This is a genomic window from Plasticicumulans lactativorans, assembly GCF_004341245.1.
In the GTDB taxonomy this organism is placed as follows: Bacteria; Pseudomonadota; Gammaproteobacteria; order Competibacterales; family Competibacteraceae; genus Plasticicumulans_A; species Plasticicumulans_A lactativorans.
Window position 1 is genome coordinate 94,158 of sequence record NZ_SLWY01000004.1, and the last position, 18,259, is coordinate 112,416.

The window sequence follows — 18,259 nt, forward strand, 5'->3', positions numbered from 1 at the left end:
GCTTCCAGGGCATTGGCAACCAGCCTCGCGACCCCGGATCATCCCACCCCGCCCGCGACCCCGCGCAATGACCGGCCGACGACTGGAAGCCCACCGATGCCTTTGACCCTGCCCCAACTGGAACGCCACCTGTTCAAGGCCGCCGACATCCTGCGCGGCAAGATGGACGCGTCGGAGTTCAAGGAATACATCTTCGGCATGCTGTTCCTGAAGCGCTGCTCCGACGTGTTCGAGCAGCGGCGCGAGGAGGTCATCCGGCTGGAAATGGACGCGGGCAAGACCGAAGGCCAGGCCCGCCTGTCGGCCGAAGTCGAGCGCTGGTACAAGCGGGAAGGCTTCTTCTGGGTGCCACCCCAGTCTCGATACGGCTATCTACTGAACGAGGCGCACCATAACGTAGGCGACTTCCTCAACAAGGCGTTGACGGGCATCGAAACGGCCAACACCAGCCTGTACGACGTGCTTGAGCACATCGACTTCACCCGCAAGATCGGCAGCAGCAAGATCCCCGACAGCAAGCTGCGCCAGTTGATCACCCATTTCGGCACCTACCGCCTGCGCAACGAGGACTTCGAGTTCCCCGACCTGCTCGGCGCCGCCTACGAGTACCTGATCGGCGAGTTCGCCGACTCCGCCGGCAAGAAGGGCGGCGAGTTCTACACGCCGCGCTCGGTGGTGCGGATGATGGTGCGGCTGCTCAAACCCCGGCTCGCCCACGACATCTACGACCCCTGCTGCGGCTCGGGCGGCATGCTGATCGCCGCCAAGGAATACATCGACGAGCACGGCGAGGACGGCCGCAAGGCCAACCTGTTCGGCCAGGAGTTCAACGGCACGGTGTGGTCCATCGCCAAGATGAACATGCTGCTGCACGGCATCAGCACGGCGGACCTGCGAAACGATGACACCCTCACCGATCCGCAGCACGTCGAAGGCGGCGAGTTGATGCGCTTCGACCGCGTGCTGACCAACCCGCCGTTCTCGATCAACTGGGGCAACGCCGAGAAGAACGCCGACGGCAACCCGGCCTGGAACCCCCGCTTCCCCGAGCGCTTCCGTTATGGGCAGGTGCCGCTCGGCGCGAAGAAGGCCGATCTGATGTTCCTGCAGCACATGCTCGCCGTCACCCGCGACGGCGGCATGGTCGCCACCGTCATGCCGCACGGCGTGCTGTTCCGCGGTGGCGAGGAAAGGGCCATCCGCGCCGGCATCATCAATGACGACCTGCTCGAAGCCGTGATCGGCGTCGCGCCCAACCTGTTCTACGGCACCGGCATCCCCGCCTGCATCCTGGTGCTGCGGAAACAGCAGCAGAACGGCGCGCATCGCGTCAGCGGCAAACCCGCCGAGCGGCAGGGCCGCGTGCTGTTCATCAACGCCGACCGCGAATTCTTCGAAGGCCGGGCGCAGAACCACCTGCTGCCCGAGCACATCGAGAAGATCGTCACCACCTTCGACGCTTTCCGGGAAGTGCCCGGCTTCTCGGCCATCGTCGACAACGCCACGCTGAAGGCCAACGACTACAACCTCAACATCCGCCGCTACGCCGACAACGCCCCGCCGCCCGAGCCGCACGACGTGCGCGCGCACCTGATCGGCGGCGTGCCCAAGGCCGAAATCGCGGCCAAGGCCGCGCTGTTTGCCGCACATGGCCTGAACCCGATGGACCTGCTGGTTGACCGTGACGCCAAGTACCTGGACTTCCGGCCCGAGCTGGCCAAGCGGCAGGACCTCAAGCCGGCCATCGAAGGCAACGCCGGGCTGGTCGCCAAGGAAGCGGCCATTCGCAAAGCCTTCGAGGGCTGGTGGCAGGCGCACAGCACCCGCATCACTCAGCTTTCCGGGCAGATGGACAACGCGGCCAGCCTCGTCGCCCTGCGCAACGACCTGCTGGCCAGCTTCAGCGAGTCGCTCGAAGCCATCGGCCTGCTCGATCCCTTCCAGGTGCGCGGCATCGTCGCCGGCTTCTGGTACCAGACCAAGTACGACTTCCTCACCCTGATGGCGCGCGGCGCCAGGGGCGTGGTCGACGCGTGGCGCACCGGCATCGTCACCGCGCGGGAAGACAAGGGAGCCAAGGAAAGCCCGCTGGAGCACAAGCTGGTCAAGTTCCTGATGAGCGACTTCGTCGAGGCCATCAACGAGCTGGAGGCGAAGAAGGCCGAGCTGGACGGCCAGATCAAGGCCGCCAGCCCTTCGGTGCCCGAGGGCGAAGACGGTGCCGACGCCGAGGCTGGCACCGAGGCCGCGGACGGGGATGAGGACGACGAGAACGCGGTGGACGAGGCCCAGCTCAAGGCCTGGAAGAAGGAGCTCACCGCGGTCAAGAAGCAGCTCAAGGCCAAGGACGACAGCTTCAAGCAGCACATCAACGCCGCCGTCGATGGCCTGTCGCCCGAAGCCGCCGCCGAGCTGCTGCTAGCCATCCTGCACGACGACATGCGCGCGATCGTCGAGCGTTACATCGCCGCCCAGCGCAAGGAGATCGTCGCGGCATTCGAGAACGGGTGGGACAAGTACCGCGTGACGCTGACCGAGATCGAGGACAAGCGGGATGCGGCGGCGCGGGCGCTGCAGGGGTTTTTGAAGGGGTTGGGGTATGTCTGACGACGAAGCGAGTCTTTACCGCGCACTGTCAGCACTAGTGTCGCCGGTCGACACCAAGATCACTGTACGCAAGGACCCGATAAAGCCATACGTTGGACTGGAAAACATCCCTTCGCGTGGTGCGCACTTGGTGGGTTGGGCGATCGCAAGCTCGTCAATCAGCACCAATGCCATATTCCAGGCCGGCGACATCCTTTTCGGCAAGCTGCGCCCCAACCTGCGCAAATGCGTCGTTGCACCTTTCGACGGCTACTGCTCAACGGACATCTTGGTCTTGCGACCGAATACGGGGATCGATCCAAGCTTTGCGGGAAAAGTGCTTCGGACCGAGCTAGTCGGCGCGGCGGCTGAGATGACATCTGTCGGCACGAAGATGCCGCGAACTTCGTGGAAGCACCTGAGTGAACTGGGGGTCTTCTGTCCTGGCTTTCCTGAGCAGTCGAAGATCGCCCAGATCCTCGACACCCTCGACACCGCCATCCACGAAACCGAGGCGATCATCGCCAAGCTCAAGGCCGTCAAGCAGGGCCTGCTGCACGACCTGCTGACACGCGGCATCGACTCCAACGGCGAACTGCGCCCGCCCCAGGCCGAGGCGCCACAACTCTACAAGGAGTCGCCGCTGGGGTGGATTCCGAAGGAGTGGGAGATTGGTCCCGCGGCGACCTATTGTGACCGACTAACCGTCGGGGTTGTGAACACTGCCACGCACGCGTATGTGCCGGAGGGAGTTCCATTCATACGCTCACAGAACGTACGGGCGAATCAGATCATGTTGGAAGACCTTCTCCACGTCACACAGCGGTTCAACCGAGAGCAGATCAAGTCGGTTTTGCGCGAAGGCGACGTTGTGATCGTTCGGACGGGGTATCCAGGCACAGCGGCGGTGATCCCGGCTTCTCTTGACGGTTCGAATTGCTTCTCGCTAGTGGTCGCGACACCGCAAAGACAGCGCCTGAACTCTTCGTTCCTAGCGCAGTACATGAACGCCCCCATGGGGCAACGGCAAGTGTCTCGATTGCAGTTCGGTAGCGCACAGCACAATTTCAATATCGGGGAGATGCGGATCCTCCCCGTGCCGCGAGCGCCGCTGCCTGAGCAGAGGGCCATCGTGGCATCGGTACTGCAAGTCGATGTAAGGCTGACCGCGGAGGAGAGTTGGCTGAAGGCGCTCCGTGCTACGGCTCTGGGTGTCGAGGAAGACCTCCTCACCGGCCGCGTCCGCGTCACGCCGCTGCTGGAGCACGCCGCGTCATGACCCCCGGCCTGCCGCCCGCCGAATCGCTCACCGTCGAGTTCAAGAGCGACCGCAAGCGCCTGCCCGACAACGAACTGGTCGAGGCCGTCGCCTGCCTCGCCAATGCCGAGGGCGGCGAGCTGTGGCTGGGCGTGGAGGACGACGGCACGCCCACCGGGCTGCATCCCGAACACCAGAACCTCAACGGCCTCGTCGGGCTGGTCGCCGCGCGGACGGCGCCGTCGGTCACGGTTCAGGTCGATGCGCCGGTGGTCGGCGGGGTGCGCGTGGCGCGCATCGTCGTGCCGAAGCGCACGGAGGTGTCTACCAGCGCCGGCGTGTATCTGCGCCGCCGCATCAAGTTCGACGGCACGCCCGAATGCGCGCCGATGCTGCCGCACGACCGGGTGAGCCGCGCGTCGAGCATGGGCGCACTCGATGTCTCGGCGCAGGCTGTGGAGGGCGCGACGCTGGCGGACTTCGATCCACTCGAGCGCGAGCGCCTGCGGCAGGCGGTGCAGAAGCACGGCGGCGATCGAGTGCTGCTGGAGCTGGACGACGAAGCCGTCGACGGCGCGCTCGGCTTCACAGTGCGCCAGCCTGACGGGAGCCGGGTTCCAACGCTGACCGGACTGCTGGTGATCGGGCGCGAGGCGTCGCTGCGCGCGCTGGTTCCCACGCACGAGTTTGCGTTCCAGGTGCTCGCGGAACAGGCCGTTCGGTTCAACGAGTTCCGCAACTTTCCGCTGATCAAGGCGATCGACTGGCTGGAAACCAATTTCCTGCCCTACAACCCGGAAGAAGAACTGCAGGTCGGTCTGTTCCGCGTGCCGGTTCCCAAGGTCGATATGGGCGCCTTCCGTGAAGCGGTCGCCAATGCGCTGATCCACCGTGATTATTATCGCCTCGGTGCGGTGCATGTGCGCCTGGAGAACGATGCGCTGGTGGTCAGCAACCCCGGCGGGCTGGTGGACGGGGTGACCCTGGCCAACCTGCTCACCACGGAGCCGCGCCCGCGCAACCGCGTGCTGGCCGATGCGATGAAGCGCATCGGCATCGTCGAGCGATCCGGTCGCGGTGTGGACAAGATCTATCGCGGCCTCCTCAAGTTTGGCCGCCCGGCGCCGGACTATGCCCGCACGGACACGACCAGCGTCATCGTCAGGTTGGGAACGGACGCCGCCGACCTCGACTTCAGGCGGCTGGTGGTCGAGGAAGAGCGCCGCAGCAATGGCGAGCTGCCGATCGACAGCCTGATCGCGCTGGCAGCGCTGCGCGAACTCAAGCGCGTGTCGGCCGACGAGCTGGCGCTGCGCATCCAGCGCGACGCCGCCAGCGCCAAGCGCACGCTGGAGGCGCTGACGGAAGCGGGGCTGGTCGAGGCACACGGCACGACGAGGGGGCGCAGCTACACGCTGTCGGCAAGCGTGTACCAGCGAGCGGGGAGCAAGGCGGCCTATACCCGGCAGAAGGGTTTCTCCGGCATCCAGACCGAACAGATGGTGCTGAACTTCGTCAGCCAGCACGGACGCATCAAGCGATCCGAGGCGATGGAACTGTGCCGTTTGACCGACGATCAGGCTTTCCGCCTGCTCAGGAAGCTGGTGGAGCAAGGACGGTTGGTGGCACACGGCGAGAAGCGCGGGGCCTACTACACGCTGCCCGGCGCGCCGTGAATCCGGACTTTATGCGCGCTTATGCGCGCTTATGCGCACTTATGCGCAACGCCAGAAAACGTAGGGAGCCAGCATGGGTCGGGAACTCGAAGACGTCGAAAAGCCATTTGTGGCACAGCTTGAGGCGCTGGGCTGGGCACCTGTCGCAGGCAGCCTCGACGCCCCGGCCGCCAGCGACCGCGCGAGCTTCGCCGAGGTGATCCAGGAGCGCGTGCTGCGCGAGCGCCTGCACGCGCTGAACCCCGGCCCCGGCGGGGCACCGTGGCTGGACGACGCCCGCCTGTCGGAGGCCGTGGCCGCCATCACGCGGCTGGGCACCCACAAGCTGCTGGAGGCCAACCAAAAGGCCACCGAACTGCTCACCCTCGGATTGACGGTCGAAGGGCTGCCCGGCTGGGACGGCGGACGCGGCCAGACGATCCGCTACATCGACTGGGAGTCCCCGGCCAATAACCGCTTCACCGTCGTCAGCCAGTACCGGGTGGATTGCCCGCCGGGCTTCAACGCGGCCAAGGCCTTCATCGTGCCGGACCTGGTGCTGCTGGTGAACGGCGTGCCGCTGGTGGTGGTGGAGTGCAAGAGCCCATCCATCCCCGAGCCGCTGGCCGAAGCCGTCGACCAGTTGCGCCGCTACAGCAACCAGCGCAAGACCGCCTTCGAGGTGGAGGACAACGAAGGCTGCGAGGCGCTGTTCGCCACCAACCAGTTGCTGGTGGTCACCAGCTTCGACGAGGCGCGGGTGGGCTGCGTCGGCGCGGCCTGCGAGCACTTTGCGGCGTGGAAGACGGTGGTCGGCCCCGACGGGATCGGCAGCGAGATCGAGGTGGCACAGGGGCTCGGCAAGTCCGTGCTCTCGGAGCAGGAACGCCTGATCGCCGGGCTGCTGCGGCCTTCGCACCTGCTCGACGCGGTGCGCCACTTCCTGCTGTTCATGCAGGTGGGCGGGCAGACCATCAAGACGGTGTGCCGCTACCAGCAGTACCGGGCCGTGAACCGTTCGATCGCCCGGCTCAAGACCGGCCAGACCCGCTTGCAACACGGCGAGCACGACCAGCGCGGCGGGATCATCTGGCACACGCAGGGCTCGGGCAAATCGCTGACGATGGTGTTCCTGGTGCGCAAGATGCGCGCCGACGCGCAACTGCGCCGGTTCAAGGTCATCGTCGTCACCGACCGCAAGGACCTGCAGGGCCAGTTGTCGGTGACGGCCACGCTCACCGGCGAAGTGGTGGAAGTGGCCGAGAGCGCGGTGGGTATCCGGCGACTCGCGCGACGCAAGGGGCCGGGGCTGGTCTTCGCCACGATCCAGAAGTACCGCAACACCGACACCGAAGGCGATGCCCCGCTGACGGCGGACGATCTGCCCAGGCTGGCGGAACCGAAGGCGGCCTATGAGGCGGGCGGGCCCTTCGAGGTGCTGAACGAGGACGAGGCCATCCTCGTGCTGGTGGACGAGGCGCACCGTACCCAGGCCGGCGACCTGCACGCCAGCCTGCTCGCCGGCCTGCCCAACTGCGCGCGCATCGGTTTCACCGGCACGCCGATCATCATGGGTGAAAAAAAGCGCACCCACGAAATCTTCGGCGAGTTCATCGACCGCTACACGATCCGGGAGTCCGAGGCCGACGGCGCCACGGTGCCGGTGCTCTACGAGGGGCGTACCGCCGTCGGGGCGATCAAGGACGGCGCCAGCCTGGACGAACTGTTCGAGGATCTGTTCCGCCAGCACACGCCCGAGGAGCTGGAGGCGATCAAGCGGAAGTACGCCACCAAGGGGCACATCTTCGACGCGCCGCTGCTCATTGCCGACAAGGCGCGCGACATCCTCCGCCATTACGTCACCCACATCCTGCCCAACGGTTACAAGGCGCAGGTGGTGGCGTACAGCCGGCTGGCGGCGATCCGCTACTTCGATGCGCTCGGGAAGGCCCGCGACGAATTGCTCGCCGAGGCGCAGGCGCTGTCGCCGGCCGACAAGGCGCTGGACGACGAGGCGCTGTGCCAGCGGCCGCCGAAGGTGCAGGCGGTGGTGCAGGCCTGGCGCTACCGCGACACCCTGGCCCGCATCGAGTTCGCGCCGATCATCTCCGGCAGCAACAACGACGATCCGGCCTGGAAGCCATGGACCGACAACGCGGCGCAGGAGCAACTGATCAAGCGCTTCAAGAAGCCCCTGTTCCACGCCCGGCCCGACAAGGCCGATCCGCTGACCTTCCTGGTCGTGAAGTCGATGCTGCTGACCGGCTTCGACGCACCCATCGAGGGGGTGATGTACCTGGACCGACCGATCCGCGAAGCGGAACTCCTGCAGGCCATCGCACGCGTCAACCGCACCGGCTTCGGCAAACGCTGCGGTGTCGTGGTCGATTACTACGGCGTGGCGCAGCACCTGAAGGAAGCGCTCGCCGCCTACGCCGACGAGGACGTTGAAGGCGCGCTCGCCAGCCTCGGGGACGAGGTACCGGTGCTGCGCGATCGCCATCTGCGCGTCGTGGACCTGTTCCGCCAGCAGGGCATCGACCCGTTTGCCGACACCGAGGCCTGCGTCGCGGTGCTGGGCGACGAGCGCCTGCGCGCGGAGTTCGCGGTCAAGCTCAAGGCCTTCCTCGCCTCGCTGGACACCGTGCTGCCCCGCCCCGAAGGATTGCCGTACTCGGGTGACGCGAAGCAACTGGCCTACATCCACGCGCGGGCCCGCAACCGCTACAAGGACATGCCGGTCCTCGGCAAGGACGTGGGCGCCAAGGTGCGCAAGCTGATCGACGACCACGTGATTTCGTTGGGAGTGGACCCCAAGATCCCGCCGATCCAGCTCACCGACGTCGAATTCGACAGCCACGTCGCCCGTGCATCCGGCGACCGCGCCAAGGCTTCCGAAATGGAGCACGCCATCCGCGCCCACATCCGCAAGCACCTGGACGAGGACCCGGTGCTGTACCGCAAGCTGTCGGAGCGGCTTAACGACATCCTCAGGTCGCTGGGCGAGCAATGGGACCAGCTCCTCGCGCAACTGCAGCAGATCATCGACGAGCTGCGCAGCGGCCGGGCGAGCATCGCCGATGCACCCGCGGACCTGCCTGAACACTGCGCGCCCTTCCTGCGGACGGTGTTGAAGGTGATCTGTGCCGATGCCACGCCTTCCGCGGCCGAGTTGCTGCGCCTGAAGGATGTGACGGTGGAGCTGGTCGAGCTGCTGGTGCAGGAACTGCAGGGCAACCGCAGTATCTGGAGCCCGCACAAGCGCGCAGCGCAAGACGACCTGAACGGGCAGTTGTTCGACCACCTGATGCGCCTGCGCCCGCCGCTGGTCGGTGCCGACGCGGCTGGCATCCTGGCGGATCAGTTGATGGAGCAGGCCCGGGCCAGCCACGACAGGCTGCTGCAGGTGTAAGGGCATGCTGGCCCCGCTGAATCGCCCACCGCATCCCCCGACTGACGCCGCCACGAACCAGTTCAGTGTCGATGAACTGCGGTTCACGGTCCGCCGCAGCGCACGCCGCAGGACGCTGCAGATCACCGTGGAACGCAACGGCGAGCTGATCGTGTCGGCGCCGCCCGACGTCAGCGATCAAGCCCTGCGCGACTTCGTGATCGAGAAGCGCTTCTGGATCTACACCAAGCTGGCGGAAAAGGAGCGGCTGCGGTGCCACGTGCCGCGCAAGGAATACGTCGACGGCGAGGGCTTCCTGTACCTCGGGCGCAGCCATCGGCTGAAGCTGGTCGATCAGCAGGAGGCGCCGCTGAAGCTGGTCAACGGCCGCTTCGCGCTGCGCCGCGATGCGCTGCCCGACGCACGCGAGCAGTTCGTGCGCTGGTACAGCGAGCATGCGCGGACCTGGCTCGCGGCACGGGTGGCTGCATACCGCTCCCGGATGGAAGTCCAGCCTGCCGGCGTCAAGGTGCAGGAACTGGGCTACCGCTGGGGTTCCTGCGGCAAGGGCGACTGGCTGTACTTCCACTGGAAGACCATCCTGCTGCCGGCACGCATCGCGGAATACATCGTGGTGCACGAGATCGCCCACCTGCACCAGCCACACCACACCCCGGAGTTCTGGCTGCGCGTCGAACGCGCGCTGCCCGACTACGCGCAGCGCAAGGCCTGGCTGGCCGAACACGGCATGGGCGTCGAAGGCATCTGAGCGCAAGAGTCGACGAAATCGCCGACGATCCCGCCGAGACGTGATCAAGGCGCCGAAGCAGCGGTAGCACACCGCTGCCGGGCTCGATCGGTCCGAAGACCGGCGCGCCCGGCCGACGGCCGCTTCCGGCACCTGAGGGATGCCGGCCGCAGCGAGGGCCCGCGCCCCCTCACCGCCCCGTATGGCTCGCCGCCAGGTAACGCCCGGCGGTGTCGAGGAACACGTACAGCTCGCGCCGGGCCGGATCGGCGGCCTGCGGCTGCTGCAGCACCACGGTCCAGCCGGGCTGGTTGTAGCGCAGCCTGCGCTCGGCGCTGGCGACCGCGGCGGCCAGCCAGTGCGCCTCGACGATCGCGCGCTCGACCATCGCGTCGACGGCCTGGCGGGCGTACAGCACGGCCCTGTCGCGGGTGACCGTCGCACCGTCGGCCGCGGCGACGCCGAGGGCGTGGAAATCCGCCGGCGGCAGCGCCGCGGTGAGGTTGTCGCGTTCGGCGGCGCGCACGGCGGCATCCATGTCGCGGTGGCGGTGCAGGTGCTCCTCCTGGTTGAAGCTCAGGTTCTCGGGGTCGCCGACGGTGTGCTGGTAGCCGTGCAACTGGCTCAGCAACAGCAGCACGCCGATCGCCATCAGGCCGTAATTCGCCGCCCGGCTGAAGCGCTGGAACGAGGGGGTGCGGCGCCAGCCGGCGATCAGCACGATCATCGCGGTCAGCGCGGCGACCTGGCCGAGTTCCACGCCGAGGTTGAACGCCAGGATGCGCACGACCAGCCCGTCCTCGGGCAGCGGCAGTTCCTGCAGCCGCGTCGACAGGCCGAAACCGTGGATCAGGCCGAAGGCGAACACCATCCACAGCAGGTCGGGTGGCGCGACGCCGAGCTTGCGGCGGAAGCCGTCGGTGTTCTCGAAGCCCTTGTAGATCACGCTGAGCGCGATCACCGCGTCGATCAGGTAGGCATTGGCGGTGATGCCGAGCAGCGTGGCGGCGATCAGCGTGATGCTGTGGCCGAGCGTGAAGGCGGTGACGAACGTCACCACGTCGACGAAGCGCGTCAGGAAGAACACCACGCCGAACAGGAACAGCAGGTGGTCGTAGCCGGTCAGCATGTGCAGCGCGCCCGACAGCAGGTAGGCGAGCGGGCCGCCGTCGACGAGCACCTGGCGCTGTGCGGCGGAAACACCGTGCGCCAGCGCGGCGGGGGTGAGCGCCAGCAGCGCCGGCAGGGCGGCGAGCAGGGCGCGGAGGGGGCGGATGCCGTGGATCATCGGTAATGCCTCGCAGGACCAATCGATTCCGGCGGGCGCCCGCAACGGGGCGCCCGCGCGCAGCCGCGGGCCGCGCACGGCGCGGTCGGCGGCATGACGAGGGAGTCGGGCGCGGCCGCCGGGCGGCGGCTCACGCGCAGGCGGCGAGGCGGGGAGGTCGTTCGAGGCGCGCCGGCGGTGCGCCGCGGACGCTGAAGCGGTAATGCGGCTGCCAGCCGGCAGCGGCACGGTGCAGCGGTGCCGCGACCGGCGGCGGCAGGTTCGCGGTCTCGTGCGCGTGGTCGGCCGCGTCGACGCCGTGCCGGTGCCCCGGCAGGCGCTCGGCCGGCGTGCCATCGCTGTGGGTGTGCGCACTATCGTCGACCGCGACCGCCAGCCGCGCGTGGCGCACGGCGTCGATCGCATCGCGCAGCAGGGGGCTGAACGAGGGCTGCGCCGCACCCGGATACGGCACCAGGCAGACCAGCAGCGCGAACGCGACGGCGAAGCGGAGAACGGCGTGGCGCAGGCGATTCGGCATGGGCGAAAGGCGGGGTGGCAGGTCGACGGGACGGGCCGGGGCGATGCCGCCGGCGCGCTGGCGATGATGCCATGCGCCACGGCGACGCGGGAACCCGACGGCGCTGGCTTCGCCCCGGGCGGCAGGAAAGCGCCGTTCTCTGCCAATGTGGCTAGCGTCGGGAAACGCGCCGGTCGCTGGGTGCCCGCTGGCGCGGGCATGACCGAACCCCGGCGCCCCACACGCCGCCATGTTGGGGTTCGCTGCGCTCACCGCCAACCTGCGCCGAATCAAGCCGTCGCTGGAGCGATCGGGGCTTGCGCTGCGTCGGAACGGAAAGGGAGCCACTGGCGTGAAGGGCGGGAGATGGATTGACGATAAATCGTCAAAATTCCAGGTGTGACGGCGCCCTCCCTTCCCTACATTGGGCGCCGCGGAACAACCGCATCCCCCTCGGTCGGCGGCCCCCGCGACCATGCCCGGCGGGGAAGAAAGGTCGTCAGCAGCGTGACGTTCCAATGTGAGGAGACAGCCATGAAGATCGCCCTCGACCCCTACATGATCCGCCACCTGTCGCTGCCCGAGCTGTGCCGGGCGACGGCCGAGCTCGGCTACGAGCACATCGAGCTGTCCCCGCGTGCGGACTTCCTCGACTGGTGGGTCATGCCGCGCGCGACGAAAGAGCGCATGGCCGCCTTCAAGCGCGCCCTGAAGGACCACGGCGTGAGCCTCGCCACGCTGCAGCCGATGTACCGCTGGGCCAGCCCCTTCGAGGACGAGCGCCAGTGGGCGGTGCGCTGCTGGAAGAAAGCCATCGAGGTGTCCATCGAGATGGACTGCCGGCTGATGATCAGCGAGTTCGGCCGCGGCGCCTCGCCCGAGCGTTCGGTGGGCGAGCGCCCGGGGGCGAACACCCGGGAGCTGTGCGAGGCGGCCTGGTTCCGCTCGATGGACGAACTGCTGCCGATCTTCGAGCGCGAGGGCCTCACGCTGTCGGTGGAGCCGCACCCCGAGGACTGGGTGGAGCAGTTGCAGCCGGCGGCCGACATCGTCAAGAACATCGGCTCCCCGGCGCTGAAGCTCAGCTACATCGCGCCGCACACCTTCTACTACGGCGACGACCTGGCGGCGATGATCCGCGAGGCCGCGCCGGTGCTGGCGCACGTGCGCGTGGCCGACACCTTCAACCACAAGAAGAGCAGCCAGCTGCGCTACATCGTCAACCCGCCGGGCTCGACGCAGATCCGCGTGCACCAGCACCTGGACATCGGCCAAGGCGAGATCGACTGGGACGTGTTCTTCGCCACGCTCGCCGAGGTGGGCTTCGACGGCGTGCTGTCGGCCTGCGTGTTCGCCTGGGAGGAGCGCGCCGAGGACTCCAGCCGCTTCATGCGCCAGGAAATCCAGCGCTACCTCGACCAGTACCCGCGCCGCTGAGCCGGTAATCCACGACTCCACGGCCGTTTCGTTCTCCGGCAGCAGCCGGAGTGGCCGCGCTTTGCCCGGAAAACGCACGGCGTCCCATCCAGCGCCCTTTTATGACCAGAGGATAGAGACATGAGCAAGCCCATCCGCTTCGCCCTCAACCGCATCAGCGCGCCCCGCCTGGCTTTCGACGAGTACCTGGCGATGTGCAAGCGCCTGGGTGTCACCACCATCGAAATCCGCAACGACCTGAACGGCGTCGAGATCAGCGATGGCACGCCCGCCGGCGCCATCAGGACGGCGGCCGAGCAGGCCGGCGTGACGATCCGCTCGATCAACGCCCTGTACCCGTTCGACGTGTTCGATGCCGACCTCGCCCAGCGCGCCGTCAGCCTCGCGAACTACGCCCGTGACTGCGGCGCCGAGGCGCTGGTGATGTGCCCCCTGAACAGCCGCGACGACCAGCGCAGCGCCGCCGAACGCCGCGTCGACCTGGTGTCCGCGTTGAAGCAGTTGCGCCCCATCCTGGACGACAACGGCCTGCTCGGCCTGGTCGAGCCGCTGGGCTTCGAAGAATGCTCGCTGCGTCGCAAGTCCGATGCCGTGAACGCCATCTACGACGCCGGCTGCGAGAAGAATTACCGCCTGGTGCACGACACCTTCCACCATTACCTGTCGGGCGAAGACGTCTTCTATCCCGACCTGACCGGGCTGGTGCACATCTCGGGCGTCGAATCCGCCGAGCTCGCCGACGCGCAGATGCGCGATGGCCACCGCGTCCTGGTCGGCGAGGCCGATCGTCTGGGCAACCTGCGCCAGTTGAAGATCCTGCGCGAGCGCGGCTACGACGGCGTCGTGTCGTTCGAGCCGTTCGCCGCCGAAGTCATGGAGGCCTCCGACAGCGAGCGCATCCTGAAAACCAGCATGGATTTCATCCGCACCGCGCTGCTGTAAGCGGCGTCTGCATTCAGCCTCAGCCATATCGGGAGCAATACGTCATGACGCTCAAGATCGGTGTTATCGGTACCGGGGCCATCGGCCAGGATCATGCCCGCAGAATCACCCAGAGCCTGTCGGGCGCCACGGTCGTGGCCGTCACCGACATCCATCCGCAGCAGGCGCAGGAGGTGGTGCAGAAACTCGGGCTGAATGCCACGGTGTACGCCAACGGCCACGACCTGATCGCCGCCGCCGACGTCGAGGCCGTGCTGGTGACCTCGTGGGGCCCGACGCACGAAGAATTCGTGCTGGCCGCCATTGCCAGGGGCAAGCCGGTGTTCTGCGAAAAGCCGCTGGCCGTCACCGCGGAAGGCTGCATGCGCATCGTGCAGGCCGAGGTCGAGCACGGTAAACGGCTGGTCCAGGTCGGCTTCATGCGCCCTTACGACAAGGGCTATCGCGCGCTCAAGAACGTCATCGACAGCGATCAGATCGGCGCGCCGCTGATCGTCCATTGCGCCCACCGCAACCCGTCCGTCGGCGACGGCTACACCACCGACATGGCCATCACCGATACCGTGATCCACGAGATCGACGTGCTGCGCTGGCTGCTGGACGACGACTACGCCTCGGTGCAGGTGGTCTATCCGAAGAAGACCCGCAATGCTTCGTCCCACCTGGCCGATCCGCAGATCATCCTGATGGAGACCGCCAAGGGCGTGCGCATCGACGTCGAAGTCTTCGTCAACTGCCAGTACGGCTACGACATCCAGTGCGAAGTGGTCGGCGAGACCGGCATCGCCAGGCTGCCGGAGCCGTCGGCGGTGCCGATGCGCAGCCAGGCCAGGAACTCGGTGGCGATCCTGACCGACTGGAAACAGCGCTTCATCGACGCCTACGACGTGGAACTCCAGGGCTTCATCGACGCGGTCAGGCAGGGCGAGGTCGGCGGCCCGTCGGCGTGGGATGGCTATGCCGCCGCCGTGACGGCCGATGCCTGCGTGCTGGCGCAGAAGACGGGGGACATCGTGCCCGTGCGCATGGCCCCGCGCCCGGCCTTCTACGGCAGGTGAGCGGCGCGACGGCCCCTCCTGCGGGCACCGGCCGGGCTGCGACGGCCCGGCCGGTTTTCATGGCCGTCGTGACCGGCTCCCGTCGGCACCGCCGGGCAGGTAGTGCCGCTGCCACATGTTCTCCAGGCAGTAGAGACGGAACTCATTCGGTGCGCTGGGCGGGGGAACCTCGACCATGCCGCAGGCGTGCAGCAGGTATTGCAGGGCGTTGATCGCCTGGCCGTCCGGGTCCTGGTCGATGACGAGGTCCATGACGCGGTTCTTGATGTACTGCCGGTGCTCGTCGGAGGGCTCGTGTCCCACCCAGGCGACCTTGCCGGCCATGTCGAACTTGCGCAGCGCGGCCTCGATACCGGGAGAGCCTGCTCCGCTGTTGTAGATGCCGACCAGATCGTCGTTCGCCTTGAGGGTGCGGGCGACCGCCAGGTAGCACTGGTCGGGGTCGTCGTGGGTCGTGACGGTCTGCGCGTTGCACGTCAGTTCGGGATACAGCTCGGCGAGCACCTCGCGGCAGCCACGGCTGCGATCGACGTGCGCCTCGTAGTCGAGCCGGCCGCCCAGCAACAGCACCCGCCCCGGCCGCCGCACCAGCCGGCCGAGGAAATACCCGGCGGTCCGTCCTGCCCGGTGGTTGTCGATCCCCACGTAATGGAGCTGCGGCATGTCGGCAATGGCATTGACCATGGCCACGACCGGAACGCCCTCGGCGAGGACCTGGCGCAGGGCTTCGCGAACGCGCTCATTGTCCGGCACCGTCGCAATCAGGCCGTGGCGACGGTAGGGCGGATGCAGGATCGCCTTGTACATGGCCCCGTCATCGTGCTCGGGCAGGATCAGCTGCCGCACGACGACGCGCTTGTCCAGCATCTGCGACACCCTTTGCAAGGCCTGGCGCAGTCGCCGGAAAAACGGGGTGTTGTTGTCTGGCAGCAGCACGTCCAGCCGCAGCAGGCCGTGGCGCGCGTCGGGCAGGATGCGCGGCACCCCCAGCTTTCTGGCGGCGGCGATGACGCTGGCCCGGGTGGCCGGCGAGACGCTGCCCCGCTCGTTCAGGACCCGGTCCACGGTGCTGATGCTGACGCCGGTGGCGGCGGCAATCTCCTCGAAGCGCGGGGTCTTCTTTCGCCTGAGCGGCTTCTTCTCGTCGTTCGTCGCCACGTCACCCCCTGCCCATCGGCCTGCAGGTCGCGCTCCCCGGTTCGTCTCGCCGTTGCCGACCACGCGCCGGTTTCGACCGCGGCCCCTTCCGCGACACCACCGCTGCCGATCGTGCCCACGCACGACGGCGGCAGCATCGGCCCGCACCGCCTCCTCAGCGCTTCCCCAGCAGCCCCTTCAGGTTCGCCAGGTGCGCGCGGCCGCGTTCCTGTTTGATTTCGGGGGCGAGTTCGACGCCGGCGCCTTCCCATTCGAGGTCCTCGGCGGGGAGTTCGGCGAGGAAGCGGCTGGGCTCGCAGCTTTCCCAGTTGCCGTACTTCTTGCGCCGCTTGGTCAGCGTGAAGGTCAGCGTGCGCTGGGCGCGGGTGATGCCGACGTAGGCGAGGCGGCGTTCCTCCTCGACGGTGTCGGCGTCGAGGCTCGCGCGGTGCGGCAGCAGTTCCTCCTCCATGCCGATGATGAACACGTGCGGGAACTCCAGGCCCTTGGCGGCGTGCAGGGTCATCAGCGTCACCGCGTCGGCCTCGGCCTCCTCCTCCTGGCGTTCGAGCAGGTCGATCAGCGCCATCTTGGCGACGCGCTCGGCGAGGCTCGGCGGCGGCCCCTCGGCGACCTCGCCCATGCGCGCGAACCAGTCGATCAGCTCCTCGACCGAGGCCATGCGCCTGGCGGCGACCTTGGGGTCGCTGGCCTGCTCCTTCAGCCAGTCCTCGTAGTGCAGCTCGCGCACCAGGTCGCGCACCGCGACGGCCGGGTCGCCGCGGGTGGCGCGCTCGGCGAGGTCGGTGAGCCAGCGCGCGAAGCCAGCGAGCTTGTCGGCGGCGCGCTCGGGCAGGTGCTGCGCGAGGCCGAGTTCGAGGCAGGCGGGCAGCAGCGCGATGCCGCGCCCGGCGGCGTAGCCGGCGAGCTTCTCCAGCGTGGCGGGGCCGAGTTCGCGCCGCGGCACGTTGGCGATGCGCACGAAGGCGGCGTCGTCCTCGGGGTTGGCGAGCAGGCGCAGGTAGGCGAGCACGTCCTTGACCTCGGCCTGGGCGAAGAAGCTCTGCCCGCCGGCGATGCGGTAGGCGATGTTGTTCTGCCGCAGCGCGGTCTCGAACGGGCGCGACTGGTGATTGCCGCGGTAGAGCACCGCGTAGTCGCGCCAGGCGCTGCGGTGCTTGAAGTGGTGGTGAATCAGCTCGCCGACGACGCGCGCCACCTCGTCGTCGCCGTCCTTGCAGACGATCACGCGGATCGGCTCGCCGTGGCCGAGGTCGCTCCACAGGCGCTTGTCGAACACGTGCGGGTTGTTGGCGATCAGCGTGTTGGCGGCGCGCAGGATGCGCCGGCTGGAGCGGTAGTTCTGTTCGAGCTTGACGATCTTCAGCCGCGGGTAGTCCTCGGCGAGCAGGCGCAGGTTCTGTGGCTGGGCGCCGCGCCAGGCGTAGATCGACTGGTCGTCGTCGCCGACCGCGGTGAGCTGGCCGCGGGCGCCGACGATGGCCTTGACCAGCCGGTACTGGCAGGTGTTGGTGTCCTGGTACTCGTCGACCAGCAGGTAGCGGATGCGCCCCTGCCAGGTCTCGCGGATCGCCGCGTCGGCCTCGAACAGCGCCAGCGGCAGGCCGATCAGATCGTCGAAGTCCACTGCGTTGTAGGCGCGCAGTTGCTGCACGTAGGCGGCGAACAGCCGCGCGGCCTCGGCGGTGGGCTCGTCCTGCGCCTCGGCGAGCGCGGCCGCGGGGTCGGTGCCGGCGTTCTTCCAGTGCGAGAGGATCCACTGCACCTTCTGCGCGGCCTCGGCGTCGAGCGTGTCGCCGGCGAGCGCGTGGATCAGCTGCAGGCTGTCGCGTGCGTCGTAGATCGAGAAGTTCGCGCGCAGGCCGAGGTGTTTGCCCTCGCGGCGCAGGATGTCGAGCCCGAGGGTGTGGAAGGTGCTGACGCGCAGGCCGCGGGCATCGGCGCCCTGCAGCAGCTTGCCGACGCGCTCCTGCATCTCGCGCGCGGCCTTGTTGGTGAAGGTCACCGCGGCGACGTGGCGCGCGGCGATGCCGCACTCGCGCACCAGGAAGGCGATCTTCTGCGTGATCACGCGCGTCTTGCCGCTGCCGGCGCCGGCGAGCACCAGCAGGGGGCCATCGATGTAGCGCACGGCTTCGCGTTGCGGGGGGTTCAGCGTGTGCACGGCGGGGCCGGGAGAGCGGGAAGGGGGCCGCATTGTAGCCGCTGCGGCGTGCCGGCCGGCGGCGGCCACGCGGGC

The 18,259-nt window shown here is 68.0% G+C and carries 12 protein-coding genes; 8 read left to right on the forward strand and 4 right to left on the reverse strand.

What is annotated here, in order from left to right:
- Positions 1-96: 96 nt before the first annotated feature.
- The 5 genes from EV699_RS03945 to EV699_RS03965 all read left to right on the forward strand — a co-directional run bounded on the left by EV699_RS03945 (position 97) and on the right by EV699_RS03965 (position 9,659).
- A complete protein-coding gene (locus EV699_RS03945) occupies positions 97-2,607 on the forward strand; it encodes a type I restriction-modification system subunit M (protein ID WP_132539182.1) in 2,511 nt (836 codons plus the stop codon).
- On the forward strand, positions 2,600-3,865 hold the full coding sequence (locus tag EV699_RS03950) for a restriction endonuclease subunit S (protein ID WP_132539184.1): 1,266 nt from the start codon (positions 2,600-2,602) through the stop codon (positions 3,863-3,865). The genes EV699_RS03945 and EV699_RS03950 overlap by 8 nt, the downstream gene beginning before the upstream one ends.
- Positions 3,862-5,520, forward strand: coding sequence for an ATP-binding protein (locus EV699_RS03955; protein ID WP_132539186.1), 1,659 nt, complete (start codon positions 3,862-3,864; stop codon positions 5,518-5,520). The genes EV699_RS03950 and EV699_RS03955 overlap by 4 nt, the downstream gene beginning before the upstream one ends.
- A gap of 73 nt (positions 5,521-5,593) precedes the next feature.
- Positions 5,594-8,911: a type I restriction endonuclease subunit R gene (locus EV699_RS03960; RefSeq protein WP_132539188.1), complete on the forward strand. Its 3,318-nt coding sequence runs from the start codon at positions 5,594-5,596 to the stop codon at positions 8,909-8,911.
- 4 nt (positions 8,912-8,915) lie between these two features.
- Positions 8,916-9,659: a M48 family metallopeptidase gene (locus EV699_RS03965; RefSeq protein WP_132539190.1), complete on the forward strand. Its 744-nt coding sequence runs from the start codon at positions 8,916-8,918 to the stop codon at positions 9,657-9,659.
- 169 nt (positions 9,660-9,828) lie between these two features.
- Here EV699_RS03965 and EV699_RS03970 read toward each other — a convergent pair whose 3' ends face one another.
- On the reverse strand, positions 9,829-10,926 hold the full coding sequence (locus tag EV699_RS03970) for a HupE/UreJ family protein (protein WP_132539192.1): 1,098 nt from the start codon (positions 10,924-10,926) through the stop codon (positions 9,829-9,831).
- Between the two features lie 130 nt (positions 10,927-11,056).
- Positions 11,057-11,446, reverse strand: coding sequence for a hypothetical protein (locus EV699_RS19835; protein WP_165904021.1), 390 nt, complete (start codon positions 11,444-11,446; stop codon positions 11,057-11,059).
- A gap of 513 nt (positions 11,447-11,959) precedes the next feature.
- Between EV699_RS19835 and EV699_RS03980 the strand changes: the two genes are divergently transcribed.
- From EV699_RS03980 to iolG, 3 genes are all read left to right on the forward strand, one after another.
- On the forward strand, positions 11,960-12,862 hold the full coding sequence (locus EV699_RS03980; RefSeq protein ID WP_132539196.1) for a sugar phosphate isomerase/epimerase family protein: 903 nt from the start codon (positions 11,960-11,962) through the stop codon (positions 12,860-12,862).
- A 120-nt stretch (positions 12,863-12,982) separates the two neighbouring features.
- Positions 12,983-13,804, forward strand: a complete 822-nt coding sequence (locus EV699_RS03985) for a TIM barrel protein (RefSeq protein ID WP_132539198.1) — start codon at positions 12,983-12,985, stop codon at positions 13,802-13,804.
- A gap of 44 nt (positions 13,805-13,848) precedes the next feature.
- Positions 13,849-14,862: a bifunctional inositol 2-dehydrogenase/D-chiro-inositol 1-dehydrogenase gene (gene iolG / locus EV699_RS03990; RefSeq protein WP_132539200.1), complete on the forward strand. Its 1,014-nt coding sequence runs from the start codon at positions 13,849-13,851 to the stop codon at positions 14,860-14,862.
- A gap of 57 nt (positions 14,863-14,919) precedes the next feature.
- Here the strand turns inward: iolG and EV699_RS03995 are convergent, their stop codons facing one another.
- Positions 14,920-16,020 (reverse strand): LacI family DNA-binding transcriptional regulator, encoded by a 1,101-nt coding sequence (locus EV699_RS03995; protein ID WP_132539202.1) that lies wholly within the window; start codon positions 16,018-16,020, stop codon positions 14,920-14,922.
- Positions 16,021-16,174: 154 nt separating this feature from the next.
- On the reverse strand, positions 16,175-18,217 hold the full coding sequence (gene rep / locus EV699_RS04000) for a DNA helicase Rep (RefSeq protein WP_165904022.1): 2,043 nt from the start codon (positions 18,215-18,217) through the stop codon (positions 16,175-16,177).
- Positions 18,218-18,259: the final 42 nt, after the last annotated feature.